Annotated in this window: 11 protein-coding genes; 3 read left to right on the top strand and 8 right to left on the bottom strand. The window is 63.0% G+C overall.

Annotated elements, in window-relative coordinates:
* Positions 1–104: 104 nt before the first annotated feature.
* The 5 genes from ACJRW5_RS21740 to ACJRW5_RS21720 all read right to left on the bottom strand — a co-directional run bounded on the left by ACJRW5_RS21740 (position 105) and on the right by ACJRW5_RS21720 (position 5,897).
* Positions 105–2,432, bottom strand: a complete 2,328-nt coding sequence (locus ACJRW5_RS21740; protein WP_484572571.1) for a DUF6160 family protein — start codon at positions 2,430–2,432, stop codon at positions 105–107.
* 10 nt (positions 2,433–2,442) lie between these two features.
* Positions 2,443–3,033 carry a DUF6160 family protein gene (locus ACJRW5_RS21735; RefSeq protein ID WP_484572570.1) on the bottom strand — a complete coding sequence of 197 codons (591 nt, stop codon included), beginning with the start codon at positions 3,031–3,033 and terminating at the stop codon, positions 2,443–2,445.
* Positions 3,020–4,075 (bottom strand): hypothetical protein, encoded by a 1,056-nt coding sequence (locus ACJRW5_RS21730; RefSeq protein ID WP_484572569.1) that lies wholly within the window; start codon positions 4,073–4,075, stop codon positions 3,020–3,022. The genes ACJRW5_RS21735 and ACJRW5_RS21730 overlap by 14 nt, the downstream gene beginning before the upstream one ends.
* Position 4,076: 1 nt before the next feature.
* Complete coding sequence (locus ACJRW5_RS21725) at positions 4,077–5,105, bottom strand: DUF6160 family protein (RefSeq protein ID WP_484572568.1); 1,029 nt, start codon at positions 5,103–5,105, stop codon at positions 4,077–4,079.
* A 186-nt stretch (positions 5,106–5,291) separates the two neighbouring features.
* The gene (locus ACJRW5_RS21720) at positions 5,292–5,897 is read right to left on the bottom strand and encodes a hypothetical protein (RefSeq protein WP_484572567.1); all 606 of its coding nucleotides are present in this window, start codon (positions 5,895–5,897) and stop codon (positions 5,292–5,294) included.
* Between the two features lie 223 nt (positions 5,898–6,120).
* Here ACJRW5_RS21720 and mksB point away from each other — a divergent pair, with 223 nt between their 5' ends.
* From mksB to mksF, 3 genes are all read left to right on the top strand, one after another.
* A complete protein-coding gene (gene mksB, locus ACJRW5_RS21715) occupies positions 6,121–7,356 on the top strand; it encodes an Mks condensin complex protein MksB (RefSeq protein WP_484572566.1) in 1,236 nt (411 codons plus the stop codon).
* A gap of 78 nt (positions 7,357–7,434) precedes the next feature.
* The gene (gene mksE / locus ACJRW5_RS21710; RefSeq protein WP_484572565.1) at positions 7,435–8,127 is read left to right on the top strand and encodes an Mks condensin complex protein MksE; all 693 of its coding nucleotides are present in this window, start codon (positions 7,435–7,437) and stop codon (positions 8,125–8,127) included.
* On the top strand, positions 8,124–10,964 hold the full coding sequence (mksF, locus tag ACJRW5_RS21705; protein ID WP_484572564.1) for an Mks condensin complex protein MksF: 2,841 nt from the start codon (positions 8,124–8,126) through the stop codon (positions 10,962–10,964). Before mksE ends, mksF begins: the two co-directional genes overlap by 4 nt.
* Before the next feature lie 125 nt (positions 10,965–11,089).
* Here the strand turns inward: mksF and ACJRW5_RS21700 are convergent, their stop codons facing one another.
* The 3 genes from ACJRW5_RS21700 to ACJRW5_RS21690 are packed head-to-tail and all read right to left on the bottom strand — an operon-like array spanning position 11,090 to position 14,634.
* Positions 11,090–13,393 (bottom strand): PqiB family protein, encoded by a 2,304-nt coding sequence (locus ACJRW5_RS21700; protein ID WP_484572563.1) that lies wholly within the window; start codon positions 13,391–13,393, stop codon positions 11,090–11,092.
* Positions 13,386–14,003: a paraquat-inducible protein A gene (locus ACJRW5_RS21695; RefSeq protein WP_484572562.1), complete on the bottom strand. Its 618-nt coding sequence runs from the start codon at positions 14,001–14,003 to the stop codon at positions 13,386–13,388. The genes ACJRW5_RS21700 and ACJRW5_RS21695 overlap by 8 nt, the downstream gene beginning before the upstream one ends.
* Positions 13,990–14,634 carry a paraquat-inducible protein A gene (locus ACJRW5_RS21690; RefSeq protein WP_484572561.1) on the bottom strand — a complete coding sequence of 215 codons (645 nt, stop codon included), beginning with the start codon at positions 14,632–14,634 and terminating at the stop codon, positions 13,990–13,992. Before ACJRW5_RS21690 ends, ACJRW5_RS21695 begins: the two co-directional genes overlap by 14 nt.
* Positions 14,635–14,982: the final 348 nt, after the last annotated feature.

Below are 14,982 nucleotides of genomic sequence, written 5' to 3'. Positions count from 1 at the left end.
CGCCTGGACGAGGACGCTAAGACAGCAGGGTTACAGCGGTATGACTGGGCAGCTAGCTGGAATGGAAGGGACTGCAACCGCGGCTGACGCCTCCCACAGCTAATTCAGTTGATCGGCGTGGCGGTGAGGTTGGCGCGGATATCGGCATTCTGCAGCTTGATGCCGTACATGGAGGTGACCGCCCCACCGCTCGGGTGGACGTTCTGGATACGGTCGATGTTGATTTCCTTGAAATGCACCCGGCCGTTGACGGCAAAGCCCAACGGATCGGGCGACACCGGGGGGCAACCGCTGGTGCTCTTGTCGCAGACGCGGGTCGGCGCCACGTCCAGATTGAGGTCGACGCGCACCCCATAGCTGTTGGCATTGGCATCGCCGGGGTTGGCATCGGAGGTGTAGAAGTTGTCCACCACCAGTTGCGCGCCAGTGCCGTCGACGCCGTTCACCCGGTCCGTCTCGATGATCAACTGGTTGCGCTTCTCGCTGGTCGACACGCTCCCGGCCGGGTTGCCCGAGGTATCGCGGACGAAGACATTCTTCAGCCCCGCCGTCAGCCCCTCATTGCCACGATCCTCCCAACGGCCGCCGCTGGCGGAACAGGCCGAGGCGTTGCTGCCACTGCCACCGACGCACAACGCGCCGGCACCACCAGAGCTGAGGCTGAGGGTAGAACCCTGCTCGTAGCGGCGCAGTACGATACGGCCGAGACTCTGCCCAGCGGCGCGGTCGCCCCAGCGTAGATCGTGCACATCCAGGGTCGACCAGTAGGTGCCCTTGCTCAGTTGCACCCCGGCCTGGGTCACGTCCAGCGAGCCATCGCGAAAATGCATGGCGTAACGCGTACCCGCCAGCCACAGGCCCCGGCCGGCCTCATCGACGGTGATCGCCGCGTTGGCTTCGGTGACGAAGAAATCGGCGTTGTAGCGCACGCCGTCGCCACTGGCACCGCCAGGCCGCAGGGTAAGCTGGCCGTTGAGGGTGAAATCGTAGGCCGGGAAAATCTCCAGCAGGACCAGCAGTTCGGTGCCGCCCTGCAATGGCGCGTCAGCCCTGCTGACCCGCAAGCCGTCGAAGCTGTAGCCACCGCTGACGTTCTTCAGCCCCAGACGCAGGCCGTCGAAATGTCCGTCATAACCGCCACTGCCGGGTTGTGTGTCGACACTGCCGGCGTAGCAGCCGGCACTGACGCCAGCAGCGCAGCTGCGGGTCAGATCAAGGGTGAGTTGGCCGCTACCATGGGTGCGCAAACCGCTGAACCACATGCTGTTGCCATTATCGGTGAGCGATACCGAACTGCTGGCCATGTTCCAGGAGACGTCGGCGGTAATGCCCTGCAAGCCGGAATTGGGGTCACCGCCGGGGCGCAGCTTGAACCAGTTCTGCCGCGCGCCCTGATCCTGGAAGTTGAGGTCCAGGGCCAGGCTGCCGATCTTCTGGTTGTTTGGGTTACCAATGATCAGCCCGCCGAGGCTGGCGTTGAGTTTGAGGTCCTGGAAAGCCAGCTGGGCATAGCGCCCGCTGCCGTCCTCGCCCAGATCGAGGGTGATGCCATTCTGGCTGCTGAGCACACCGGCAAAATTCTCGGCGCGCAGCACGCCGTCGTCCTTGTACTGGAACAGGCTGCTGGCGATGGTGATCTGGGGAATCAGTCGCAGCCCCTGGCCACTCGCACCACCGCCGGCGATACGCACACTGCCGCCCAGGCGCAGATCCATGTCCAGCTGACCGAAGCTGAGCCCATGGTCGACATGACGCGTATCCGGCACGCTCGGCATCACCGCGATACCCGGCTCAGGGTCGCCATGGGCGAGATCCAGGCCGATGCCGCCAATCTGCGCGACGAAGCGCGTGTCCCCCAGATCGAGCCGCACCGCCGAGCCGTTGCCGCCACTGACGATGTCCAGATAGGCGTTGTTCAGATAGGCATCGAACGACGCGTTGCGCACGATCAGGTCGAAGCCGTTGTCGCGGTAATAGAAAGTCACCGCATCCAGACTCAGGCGGCTGCCATCGACGCTGAACCCGGCAACGCCACTGGCACCGCCACCGCGCAGCTGGAGGCTGGCCCCCAGGGTGTAGAAGGCACGGAAGGCGCCAAAGCTCCTGTCGCTGCCGGCAAAACCGATGCTGTTCACCGCCAGCGTGTTCGGTCGGCCCTGGTGTTCGACCTGCAAGCGGTCGTCGATCACGTCGATCTGCGTCGTGGAGCGGCTGCCCGCCTGCTGTGCACGGCTGGAGATGCCCTCGACACGCAGGCTCTGGCCATCCTCGCGGTATTCCAGGCTATCGGCGGACCAGCCACCACCGCTCGTTTCGATGCTGATGCCGCCACGGCCACTGACGCTGGCCAGACCGGCATCGTCCAGCGCCTGCATCGCCCAGACCGGCGCGCTGCCGAGCAGCAGCGTAGAAAGCCATCCGTAACGCTGCATAACGGCCTCCTCAGTTGGTCGGGAACACCAGCACGCTACCCTGCATGCGGATGCTGCCATCGATCTTGGCGGAGAAGATCGTGGTCTGCTGGTAGCTCGGGTCACCGCCATTGGCGGCGCTCAGCGCCTTGTTCTTCCAGCCGCCCTGGCTGGCCACGGCAAAGGCGAAGTTGCCGTCCTTGAAGCGAATCTCGTTGGGCAGCCCCAACGCCAGCACTTCTCGCTCACCGCCAACACTGGTGAGGGTGCGGGTATCCAGGGTCAGGCCCTCGAAACTGAAGATGCCCTTGATGTTGTCCAGCACATACCAGCCGGCATTGGCACCTGAGCGCACGGCCACGCGCATACCGCAACTCTCGGGGCTGCTGGCACCGGCCAGGGCACAACTGCGCTGGCTGGCCGTCCACTGCGCGGGAACGTTGCTGGCGGGCGTCTCCCAGAGCACGCCGCCGTCCTTGTTGATGCTGAACTCACCGGAGAGGTAGACACCGCCCTGGCCGCTCAACTCACTCAGGGCGGCGTCGTCCAGGGCCTGCATTTCCGCCAGCGCCAGGCTCGGCAACAGGGCCAGCACGGCGATTGTTCGACTAGCGCAGGTCATAGCTGCTGACCTTCAGGTAGTTGAAACTCAACCCGGAAATCTCGTTGCGGCCAAAGTTGTAGCCGCCGGTGGGAATGGCCGTAGGACTGCTGCGCGTGCCGCCCACGGTAAGATTCTCGAGCACCAGGTTGGTCCGCGGCGCGTTGGCATAGAAGTCACTGGCCAGGGCCTGACGCTGCGCAGCGGTGGTGCCTGTCGCCGTGGGGTTCTGCAGCTCCAGCACGAACTGACCATCGGCGCTGGAGCGCAGGCGCAGCGGCTGCGACTTGCCGTAGCCCAGGGCGATGTTGGCGTAACCGTTGGTGATGTAGAGGGTACGTGCGCCGCGCTGCGCAGCGGTTTCACCAGTGGTGTTGCAATCGGCCTGGGCGCAGGACATCACTTCCAGGGTCTTGGCGAAGAGGTTGATCCGCGCCTCGCCGACCAGCTCGCCATTGCCATTCTGCCCAGGGTCACCCCACAGCCGCAGGTAGGAGCCATCCATCACCAGTTGGTGGAAGTCCAGCGCCAGCATCTCGGTACGCCCGGCCGACACCTGAAAATCGAAACGCATGCCCAGATCCGCACGTCCGCTGGGGCCGGTCGAGCAGTTGGAGCCGGCAGCGGCATAGCTGGCGATACAGGGATTGCCCCCCGAGACGAGACGCTCGGGAAACTTCAGCGACAGCACGGTGATGTCGTTCGGCGTGGTTTGCACCCACTGTCCATCGTCGCGCAGGCTACGCAGCTCCTCGCCCTTGGCCAGCTCCAGTTCGAAGGGATGGTCCAGACTGCCGATGGTCACCGGATTGAGATGGCGGCCCTTGTCGCTGCCGGCGGCGCCAAGATAGAGGTTCTTCAGGGAGATGGGCACGTTGCGCCCCTGACCGTCGGTGATGTCGTTGATCACGATCTGCGCGCCGGAACCATCCAGCAGCACCTGATCCAGCACGAAACCCAGGCCGGCGCCCTGCACGTCGGACATTTCCGCGTCGCTCAGCGGCTCCATCGCCAGCGAGGTGCCGGTCTGGAGCAGCGCCAACAACAGCAACCCGTTACGCATGTCAGCACCCCGCTGTGGCACTACCCACGCAGGTATCCTGCCGCGGAATACCGTTGAAGGCCTGGTCGAAGTCGATATTGATCGGCGACACCAGATTGCCGTTGGCGTCACGGTACTTGGGCAGGTTCATGAACGCGCCCTGCAGCGCGGTGATGAAGGCATTGCTGTCCATGTCCCGCCAGGCAACATCCTGGGTTTGCAGGGAGATGAAAAAGCCCTTGGCGGCATTCTGCATGTTGCTCATGTCGCTGGTATTCCCCACCGGTAGCGACTGAAACTGCGAGAGATTGAAGCAGGTCTGGATGCCGAGGATGCTGCAGTTGTTGGAGGCGAAGGCCCCTAGCAGAGCATCGGTCCAGCCTCCGGCACAGCCGGAGGTGCAGTTCAGACCATCGCCATTCTTGATACCGGCCATGGTGCCCCTGACCGGGTCCGCCGTGCCCCCGGAGCTGACCAGCATGGCGTCGGCCTCGACGATACTGCTGCGATACACACCGGCGAGAAACAGTGCACTCTGCTGCAGAAAGTTGGACTTGTCGTAGATGGCATCGCCCGTGCCCTTGATATGCACCGGGATGTTGCCCGTCAGGCTTTGGATATCCCCGGATAGCGTGCCCTTGGCCTCGCCGAAGCCGATGCGCACCCCAACGACCCGGTTGCCTTCGTAAGCCAGTTCGAGAAAGGGATTGGAGATCTTGAACGGGTTGATCGTATCGTTCGGCCCCACCGTTCCCAGCGCGAAGTTGTTGATCAGGATGTCGGACGAACCCGCGGCCTCCCCTGGACGGGTGTACTGGCCGAGCTGCAGTTTCTTGACGTTCAGCTGGGTGTCGATGTTCAGACCGAGATTGACGCGGGTGTAGTTGATGCCGGCATTGCTGTCGGTAGTCAGGTTGATGAAGGCCTGCCCGGTGATGTCCGACAGCTCGCTGTCCTCGAGTTCGACCATTTTGGCCTGGACCTGAGCACTCAGCACTCCGGCGCAAACCACCGCCAGGGCATGTCTGGAGAAGCGAAAGGACCGGCGCATGGCAAAACCCCTTTTCTTATCGTGGCATCGAGCGCTCCGACTCGATTTCTTCACGCCACTATAGAAGGGCACCGGCAAAAGCGGCCCGACCCATAGTCGAGAAAAGGCTGGCAAACGGCCTGCAGCAGGAGGGCGGCTGCGCGGCGGGTGTTACCACCGGTCACATCGGCGTAACACCGTTGCCAGTCAGCGCTGGCGGAACAACGTCAGCAGGTGCTCGGCAATCGCGCCACGAATGGCGTCGATGCTCAGCCGCGAGTAGTGCCCCAGCTTGCCCGGATTGATGCGGTGCAGGTGCAGCGACGGCATGCGCGTCTCATACTCGCGCAAATCGCCCTTCACCAGCACTGGCAGAAAGTGCTCACCGCGTTGACGGTAGCGCTCGATCAGCAGGCGTAAACCATCCTGAAACGGCAACTCGCGCGACGCCACCAGGCGCGACTCGCCCGGCACCTTGAGGTACAGACCATCACAGCCCACCGCCTCGCCCGGCAGGATATGCACGCCGGTGGGCTCGACCGCGTCGGCAGGAATGTCATGAAAGGTGTCATGCCAGGACAGCTCATCAGGCAGGATGGTGATGCCGCTCTGCTCGTCCTGCGGCACCACGAAGCTGTAGTTGCTGTAGAGCTTCTCGACGTAGCTGGAGTAGATACACAGACGATTCTCGAAACGCCGTAGAAAAGCGATCGCCTGAGCACGGTCAGTAATGGCGTGAAGGTCCCAATCCAGGTCGCGCTGGTGCTGCAGCTCGTGCCAATGGGCATCGACGTTAAGGGCAAGGGCGGACATGCAGGCTCCACTGACAGGTTCTCGTCAGGGTCATGGCAGAAAGCGTGCCATCGCCAGAACGCCGCTTTCCACGGTATTTCAAGGGGTTGCAGCTATCATCGAACCGCTGCTCGTCCCAATGTGCCGAATAACGTCACCTGCATCTGATCGATTCGGGCTCAAAACAGGCATCCGCCTTGCAGTACAATCGCTCCTTTTCACTTGCCTGGAACCCGGCGCCTCGATGATCGATCCCAAGCGCGTATTGCGCGCCCTCGCCGAACACTGGACGTTGCTCGAACCGCTGTGCGAGCGTTTCGACGCGGGCACCCTGAGCCTGGTCGAGCTGCGCAGCCAGCTCGCCGTGCAACTGCCCGACGCCACGCCCAGTGACACCACTGCCCTGCTCGACACCTGGATTCGCCTGGATATCCTGGTGCCGGTGGCCAAGAGCCCCAACCGTTTCGAGCTCAACGCGCAGATCCACGATTTTCTCGCTTACCTGCGCCGCGAGCACCGCCTCGGCCTGTGCCTGGAAATCGAAGCCTATCTGCGCCACCTGGAGCGCCTGGCGGGCTACATTCAGGACGCCTTCGAAGTGCGCGATGCCAACGACCTGGCGCGCCAACTGCGCCTGCTCGACATGCGCGTGCGTGACGTACTGAAGAAGCTTGGCAACGACGAACAGGCGCTGGTCGGTGTAGCCGACCGGGCCAAGACCAGCGACAGGCAGATTCCCCTGCGCCAGCGCTACGCCGAAGTGCTGGCTACCTGGGACGAATACGTCGAGCCGATGATTCAGCTGGTCGCCGCCGACGGCGCGTTCGAGCAAGGTGTACGCCGGGTCGAACAGGTGCTGCTGCGCCTGCTCGGTGACCAGCAGCGCCTCGGCCAACTGGTCGACGACGACCTGCTGCTGCGTACCCACGCGCGCATTCTGGAAATGCAGACCACCGCCCAGCTGACCCTGCGCAAGGCCCGCGAGCTGCTGCTCCCGCTGCGCGAGGAAGCTCGCCGGCACAACGCCGTAACCCGCGGTGCGGCGCTGGCCCTGTCGGTGATCCGCAAGAAAGGCATCGACGCCGTGCCGCAGGCGGGCATGCCGCTGTTCACCCGACCGCAGAGCAACTTTTTGGGTTCGGCCAGCCAGGTCGAGGCTTACGTTTATGCCCTGGCCCGCTTCGAAGCCAAGCCGGCGCACTTCCCAAAAGCCAGCGACAGCCGCAAAGGCGGCGCGCCCAAGGCGCCGAAGACCGCGCGGGAGATGATCGAACGCTGCGAACAGGCCCTGCCGCTGCCGGACTTGATGACCTGGCTGCTGGAGCAGGAGCCGGAAGGCGCCACCGACGAATTGCTCTACTGGTTCTCGCGCCTGTCACGCGAGTCACGTTTCCAACGTGAACGTCTGGAGCGCCGCCAGTACCTGACCCGCGAGCACGAGGTCAGCCTGAGTTCCTTTGCCCTGCTCAAGACTCCGTAGGGTGCGCCGTGCGCACCATAACCGACGACCCGGTGCGCACGGCGCACCCTACGCGGCTCCACTAGCCAACGGATTGCCATGAACATCGATCTAAAAGAAATGACCCAGCTCGCGGCTGCCTTCCGCGACCTGTTCAAGGGCTACCACATCTCGCGCAGCGAGCCGGAGTGCTACGCCCAGCTGTCGAGCATGCAGGACCAGTACCGCGCCCTGTTCCGCGCCCTCGGTTTCGAGCTGGTCTGCGACCCGCGCGGCTTCTACTACTTCGTCCCCGAGCAGGTCGCGCCGCAGGTGAACAAGACCGCCCAGCGCCTGGCGCTGTTCACCTTCATCCTGGTCGAACACCTGGCCGACCAGGGCCGCGACCCGCTTTCCGTGCTCGACGGCGGCAGCATCGGCCGTGACGAGTTGCCGGCACTGCTGGAGAAATACCGCGACCTGTTCCTGCAGGCCGAAGTCACCACCTTCGAGGAGCTGGAAGACAAGATCATCCGCCGCCTGACCCAACTCGGTTTCGCCGAAGACAGCAACGGCGTGTACCGCTTCCTGCCGCCGATGCACCGTTTCCTCGACGTCTGTCTGTCGGTGCAGCACGACCGCGACCTGGCCGCCAGCCTGCACAGCAGCGACCTGCCGCTGCCGGCGCCGGTGCTGCTCGATGATGACGGCGATGCCGATCCGGTCGCAGCCGTGGACATTGAAGAATCCGAGGAAGACGCCCTGGCCCGCGCCATGGCCGAAGAACGTGCTGCACAGGAGCAAGACGCATGAGCCAGGAACGCTACGGCATCCGCCGCTTCGCCCTGCTGAACACCGCCGGCTACAGCCTCGGCCTGTTCCCGCTGGAAAACCCGCTGTCGGTGTACGGCGCCAACAACCTGGGCAAGTCCGCCTCGATCAACGCTCTGCAGTTCCCGATCCTGGCGCGCATGTCGGATATGAGCTTCGGCAAGTACAGCCTGGAAGCCTCGCGTAAGTTCTACTTCGCCTCGGATACCAGCTACATCCTCGTCGAAGTCTCGCTACCCCACGGCCCACACGTGATCGGCGTGGCCGGTCGCGGCCCCGGTGGCGGCTTTGGCCACCAGTTCTTCGCCTACGCCGGCGAGCTGGACCTGGAGCACTACCAGAGCAACGGCACCTGCCTGCGTCAGCGCGAGCTGTTCAAGAACCTCGGTCAGGCGGGCATCACCGCCTACGAACTCAAGCCCGACGAACTGCGCCGTCTGCTGGTCGGTGGCCACACCAGCATCCCACTGGACCTGACCCTGATCCCGCTGCGCTCGACCAGCGAGCAGAGCCTGAAGACCTTCCGCGCACTGTTCATCAACCTGCTGCACATGAGGGAAATTACGGCTGCGAAACTCAAGCAGCTGTTCCTCGATGCCTTCGAGCACAGCCTGCGCTCGGGCAGCGTCGACTACATCGCCGCCACCGAGGAAGCCTTCCGTGACGTGCGCCGCATGGAGCAGGACTACCAGGCACTGGTAACCGCCGGCCCGCTGATCGAGGCACTGGCCACCGGCGTCGGCCAGCGCGAGATCCTGCGCGGCAAGCTGCATCGCCTGTCACCGCTGCTCGACAACCTGCTGGGTACCTGGCACGACTACGCCGACGCGCGTAAGGAAGAGCTGGTGATCCAGGCCGAGCACTATCGCAACGAGCAGGACGGCCTGCAGAACGAGCAGCGCGGCGGTACTGCCGAGCTGATGCGCCTGGAGCGCGAGATCAGCGAAATCCAGCGCTGGCTGGGCGAGCTGGCGGTGCTGAAAAACCGCTTCGCCCTGGTAGAAGACGCCAAGGTGCTGGAAGAGCAACTGCTCGCCGCCAAGGACGCCCACGACGAACTGGCCGGCGCCCTGGCGCAGTCGCGGCAGTTCTCCAGCGAAGACCTGGACGAGCGTCTGCGCGATCTGGAAAAACGCCTCAAGTCGGTCAAGCAGCAGCTCGACCACGCCGACAACAACAGCTACTCGCGCCTGCGCGAGGAATTCAGCCAGGCCGATGTCGACCGCCTGATGCGCCTGTTCAACGGCGCGCTGTTCAGCCTGCCCCTAGTCGAAAACAGCAGCGGGAAAGGCATCCACGCGGGCGACGACTGGGTCAAGGCCGTGGAAGCGGTACTCGATCGCTTCAAGGGCGACACCTTCGCCGTGCCGGGCCTGTCCATCGACCTCAGCCATATCGAGCCGCCGGCCTTGCAGGCGCTGGCCGATCGCGCCGCCCTGCGCGATCAGAAGGATCGCCTGGAGCGCGAGCTCAAGCAGCTCAAGACCCAGCAATCGGTCGCCGCCGACCGCGCCGCCAGCAAGGCCCAGGCCGAAACCCTGTACCAGGCCGTGCTGGATGCGCAGAAAGCCCTGGAAGACTTCCGCAAGAGCCAGACCCTGGCCGCCGAGGAGCCGCAGAAGCTGGAACGCTTGGCCGAGCTTGAAGGCGCCCAAGACGAGCTCAAGCGTGCCAGCGATGCCTTCGCCGAGCGCGTGCAACAGCTCTCCGCCAAGCTGCAACTGGTCGGTCGCCAACTGGCCGATCTGGAAGCCAAGGAGCGCACCCTGGAGGACGCCCTGCGTCGCCGCCAGTTGCTGCCGGCCGACCTGCCCTTCGGCACGCCGTTCATGGAACCCGTGGACGACTCGCTGGACAACCTGCTGCCGCTGCTCAATGACTACCAGGACACCTGGCAGGCGCTGCAGCGCATCGACGGCCAGATCGAGGCGCTGTACGCCCAGGTGCGCCTGAAGGGCGTGGCCAAGTTCGACAGCGAAGATGATGTCGAGCGCCGCCTGCAACTACTGGTCAACGCCTACGCCCACCGCCAGGACGAAGCCCTGACCCTGGCCAAGGCACGCCGCGCCGCCGTCACTGACATCGCCCGTACCCTGCGCAATATCCGCAGCGACTACGACAACCTCGAGCACCAGCTGGCGCTGTTCAACCGCGAAATCAACAAGCGTCAGGTCTCCAACCTGCAGAGTTTCCGCATCGTCCTGGCGCCGAACAAGGAAGCCCTGCGCCATATCGACCAGATCATCCACAGCGCCGGCCAGTACGAGGAAGGCGAAACCCTGTCGGTGTTCGACCTGTCGCAGTCCGCCGAGCAGGACGCCAAGAACGAAGAGGCCAAGGACTACCTGTCGCGCCTGGTCGCCGCCAACGGCAACCAGCTCGGCCTGAAGGATCTGTTCGAGCTGGCCTTCGAGATCACCAAGGTGCATGGCCAGCCGGTGATTCACACCGACATCGATGGCGCGGCCTCCAACGGCACCACCATGACCATCAAGGCGCTGACCAACATGTACCTGCTGCTGCACCTGATGGATCGCGAGCAGGCCGGGCGCGTACGTCTGCCCTACTACCTCGACGAGGCGGCGGACATCGACGAACGCAACCAGCAGGCGTTGATCGAGACCAGTCTGCAGCTCGGCTTCGTGCCGATCCTGGCGTCGGTCAAACCGCAGGTCTCGGCCCACGTGGCCATCGACCTGGAAGGCGGCAGCGGCCCCAACGGCATCTACATCGACGAGGCGGATTGGAAGTTCATCAAGCCGCGCGAGAATGCCAAGGCCCAGGAGCCTCAGCAGGAGGAAGTAACCGAGCCGGCCTGACAGCATCGCGGCTAAAGCCGCTCCTACGGTCAATCTTGCGTAGGAGCGGCTTTAGCCGCGAGCCTTTATATCCGCAAAAACGAAAGGGGCCGCTCACTGCGGCCCCTTTCATTTCCAGGATTGCTTCACTGCTCCAGCACGATCTTCGGCGCCCACTGCATCCAGGCTTCCTGCGGCTCATCGAACAGGGCGAAGGTCTGCCCCGGTTGCGCCGGCCCGCCCATTTCCGGATTGTCCGGTGTGGCAAAGGCTATGCCGCCTTCTATCAGCGCTTCCAGCGACTCGGTACGCACCTTCACGCCCTTGAACAGCCCGGCATCCACGCCGATGCCGCTGGCGTTCCAGAAGCGACTGCCCGAGCGCACCAGCGGCGCGTAACGCGGCTCGATCAGCACGTGAATCAATACCCGGTCAGAGGTCGGCCCTAATTCGAAGTCGACCACCTTACCCACCGGCACTTCCCGATAGCTGACCACCACCCCAGGCTTGATCGAACCACGCCGCGGTGCACTCAGCACCAGGCGCAGCCCCTGCTCGCGTGCGGCCTGATTGGGCGGGCCATCCAGCGCGGTGAACTCCAGGCGCTGAGCACCGCCCTGCAATGCTGGCAGCACCTCCAGGTACTGACCGCTGACCAGCGTGCCGAGGTTGGCAGCGCGGGTAATACTCAGCTCGGGTTTGACCACCCAGAAGCGCGAACCCTCGCGGGCAATCTGCGTCGCCGCCTGAGTCAGGCGCACGTCGAGCATCACCGCTTGCATGTCATCGGTCAGGGTCAGGCTTTCCACCTTACCGACCTCAAGCCCTTTGTAACGCACCAGGGTGCCCGGCTGCAGGCCATCACCGTCGTTGACCCGGATACGAATCGCCTTGCCCGGCTGCAGTGCACTGTCTCGATCTGAATGTAGGGCAAACCGCTGTACTTGGCGGCCAGAGGCCGGCGCCTCGGGGTTAGGAGTATCGAATGCGATGCCGCCCGCCAACAGTGTCTGCAGGGACTCGCTCTTCACCTCAACACCGGAGAACCCTCCCTTGAGGGTAATACCGCTGGCATTCCAGAAGCGTGTCGAGGTGTTGATCAGATGCACATAGTCGGGCTCGATGTGGACGCCAAGCACGACCTGGCTATTGTCCCTGGACAGCTGATAGCTCTGCACCGAACCTACCTTGATCTGACGATAGAGCACCGGACTGCCAATATCGATAGAGCCCAGTTGATCGCTGAACAGCACCAGATGCAGGCCAGGCGCACCGAGGTCCAGCGGTGGAGCTTTGCTCCGTGCCACGAAGTTGCGCGCCGGCGCGTTGCCTTTTTCACCCGGGCGTACGGCGATGTAGTTACCCTTGACCAGCGCCTCGAGCCCGGTGATCCCAGCCAGGGAAATGGATGGTTTGACCACCCAGAACTCTGAACCTTCGACCAGGTAATCCTCAGCCAGCGGGTCGATGGTCAACTCCGCAGTGGCACTGGCAAGATCCCGGTCGATTTTCAGGGTCTTCAAGGAGCCGACCTCGATCCCCTTGTACATCACCGGTGTTCGTCCTTCCTGCAGGCCATCGAAGTCGGTCAGTTTGACCACGACCTTGATACCGGCTTGGGCGGCGTCATAGCTTTCGTACAAACGAAAGGGTAACGCGGGGTCGGTCGGCGGGCTGTCCTTGCGATGTTCCGGCGTCGCAAAGGCAATGCCACCGGCCACGATGCTGGCCAGCGACTCGCTACGTAGTTTGAAGCCGGAAAGATCGGCATCGATACTGATGCCGCTGGCATTCCAGAACCGCGTGTGCTTGCGCACCAGACTGGCGTACTCCGGCTTGATGAACACCTTGACCTCTACGGTGCTTTCATCGTCGCCCAGTGTATAGCTCTTTACCCGTCCGACCTGGATCTGCTTGTAGAACACCGGACTGTCGCGGTTGAGCGAGCCAAGGCGATCGGCCTTCAGGGTCAGATGCAGGCCGGGCACATCGTCGCCCATCGGCGGTTCCTGGGTCAGCGCGGTAAAACTGCGCGACGACTCGCCCTCCCCCGGGCTGAAGGTGATGTAGTTGCCCGACACCAAGGTTTCCAGACCGCTGATCCCGGCCAGGCTGACATTGGGCTTGACCAGCCAGAAGCGCGTGCCGTCACGCAGGTACTGTTCGAGGTCCTTGTTGACCTCCAGCTGCGCGACCACGCCACGGTTCTCGCCAGTCTGATCGAGGCTGATCGAGACGACCTTGCCCACCGCCATGCCCTTGTACATCAACTCGGTCTTGCCGGCCTGGATGCCCTCACCGCTGGCGAAGACCAGTTCGACCTGGATGCCTGCGTCGCTGTAGGCGCGCCAGGCCAGCCAGCCGCCGATCAACAACGCGATAAGAGGCAAGACCCAGATGGCCGACCAGTTGGAAGCGGGGCGCGTCTTGGCCAGAGGAAGATCAGTCATGGTTGGTTTCCGTGTTGTCCCAGATGAGACGAGGATCGAAAGTAAGTGCTGCGAGCATGGTCAGAATCACCACACTGGCAAAAGCAGCTGCACCGGCACCGGCCTCGATACTGGCCAGACTGCCGAAATTGACCAACGCCACGAGAATGGCGATGACGAAGATATCGAGCATCGACCAACGCCCGATCCACTCGATGAAGCGGTACATCAGAATACGCTGTCGGGCGGACATCGGTTGATGCCTTTGCACCGAGTAGAGCAACAGGCCAATGCCCACCAGCTTGAAACTCGGCACCAGGATACTGGCGATGAACACCACCGCAGCAATCGGCAACATGCCATGCTGGATGAGCTCGATAACTCCCGCCATGATCGTCGACGGATCGCCCCGCCCCAAACTGTTCACGGTCATGATTGGCAGCAGATTGGCTGGGATATACAACACCGCCGAAGTCAGCAGTAACGCCCAAGTACGCACCAGGCTGTTGGGCCGGCGTGCATGCACCAGCCCGCCACAGCGACTGCAGTGCTGATGCTCGGCCTCGGGCCGGATCGGGTTGAGCTGATGACATTCATGGCAGACCAGCAAGCCGGCATCAATCGCACGCATGAATGTCTTCCCCGGACAGCGCCTGCCAGATCTGTTGCGGTGACATCGTTACCTCCAACCAGACCTGCACCAGTAAAAGCGCGGTAAAACAGAACAACCCCATGCCCAGACTCAGGTCAGCCAGATCCATCAGTTTGACCATCGCCACCAGAATGCCCATCAGATAGACCTCAAGCATGCCCCACTCGCGCAAGTGGTGGTAAACCCGGTACAGCAGCAGACCGAAACTCCGCCCTGTATCCAGACGAATGCTTAGTAACACCAGCAGTTGGCACAGCAGCTTGAGTAGCGGAACCGCCATGCTGCAAAGAAACACCACCACGGCGATCGCCTGCATGCCACTGTCATACAGCCCGAGCACGCCGCTCCAGACCGTATCGTGAGAAGTCCGGCCCAGTAGGTTGAGTTGCATGATGGGAAGAAAGTTGGCGGGAATGTAGAGCAGCAGCGCAGCCAGCACCAACGCCAAACTGCGTCGGACAACCTGATGACGATGACTGAACAGTTCGTAGCCACAACGTGGACACTCGGCGCTCTCACCATCGGAAAGTTGAGGCTTGCGCATCAGCAGATCGCACTCATGACAGGCAACCAGCTCATGTATGGGCAAAGAAGATAAAGGAGCAGACATGCAGGTCTCCTGAAAGCATGCGCCATTCTAACCGAGGCAGTTGCGATGAAAGTGATTACGCCTGGCAAGCTTGTCGCCTTCTGCAACGCAACGAATAAACCCCAGACTTCGTTAGAGATCCGGGGTTTCGTATAAGAGCTTGGGGATGGTTCAGATGGGCGCGGCGATTCCTGTAGAAGAGGACTGCGAGTGCTGAGGCTGAGAAGTTGCAGGAGCGGGCCCTACCCACGAATCTGTCAGCGGATCACCGTAGGGTGCGCCGCGCGCACCGGCATGTCGGCGTCATCAGCGGTGCGCATGGCGCACCCTACGTTTGCAGGCGAGTTTTTGCCCGCGCACTTTTCTTCG

Source organism: Pseudomonas pichavaramensis (assembly GCF_050473265.1).
Taxonomy (GTDB): Bacteria; Pseudomonadota; Gammaproteobacteria; order Pseudomonadales; family Pseudomonadaceae; genus Aquipseudomonas.
Note: the sequence above shows the minus strand (reverse complement) of the source record. Positions and strands in the feature narration are given on the sequence as shown.

Excerpts from the sequence above, each read along its gene's own strand:
- ACJRW5_RS21740 (WP_484572571.1), bottom strand. The coding sequence starts at position 2,432 with ATGCAGCGTTACGGATGGCTTTCTACGCTGCTGCTCGGCAGCGCGCCG.
- ACJRW5_RS21735 (WP_484572570.1), bottom strand. The coding sequence starts at position 3,033 with ATGACCTGCGCTAGTCGAACAATCGCCGTGCTGGCCCTGTTGCCGAGC.
- ACJRW5_RS21730 (WP_484572569.1), bottom strand. The coding sequence starts at position 4,075 with ATGCGTAACGGGTTGCTGTTGTTGGCGCTGCTCCAGACCGGCACCTCG.
- ACJRW5_RS21725 (WP_484572568.1), bottom strand. The coding sequence starts at position 5,105 with ATGCGCCGGTCCTTTCGCTTCTCCAGACATGCCCTGGCGGTGGTTTGC.
- ACJRW5_RS21720 (WP_484572567.1), bottom strand. The coding sequence starts at position 5,897 with ATGTCCGCCCTTGCCCTTAACGTCGATGCCCATTGGCACGAGCTGCAG.
- mksB (WP_484572566.1), top strand. The coding sequence starts at position 6,121 with ATGATCGATCCCAAGCGCGTATTGCGCGCCCTCGCCGAACACTGGACG.
- mksE (WP_484572565.1), top strand. The coding sequence starts at position 7,435 with ATGAACATCGATCTAAAAGAAATGACCCAGCTCGCGGCTGCCTTCCGC.
- mksF (WP_484572564.1), top strand. The coding sequence starts at position 8,124 with ATGAGCCAGGAACGCTACGGCATCCGCCGCTTCGCCCTGCTGAACACC.
- ACJRW5_RS21700 (WP_484572563.1), bottom strand. The coding sequence starts at position 13,393 with ATGACTGATCTTCCTCTGGCCAAGACGCGCCCCGCTTCCAACTGGTCG.
- ACJRW5_RS21695 (WP_484572562.1), bottom strand. The coding sequence starts at position 14,003 with ATGCGTGCGATTGATGCCGGCTTGCTGGTCTGCCATGAATGTCATCAG.
- ACJRW5_RS21690 (WP_484572561.1), bottom strand. The coding sequence starts at position 14,634 with ATGTCTGCTCCTTTATCTTCTTTGCCCATACATGAGCTGGTTGCCTGT.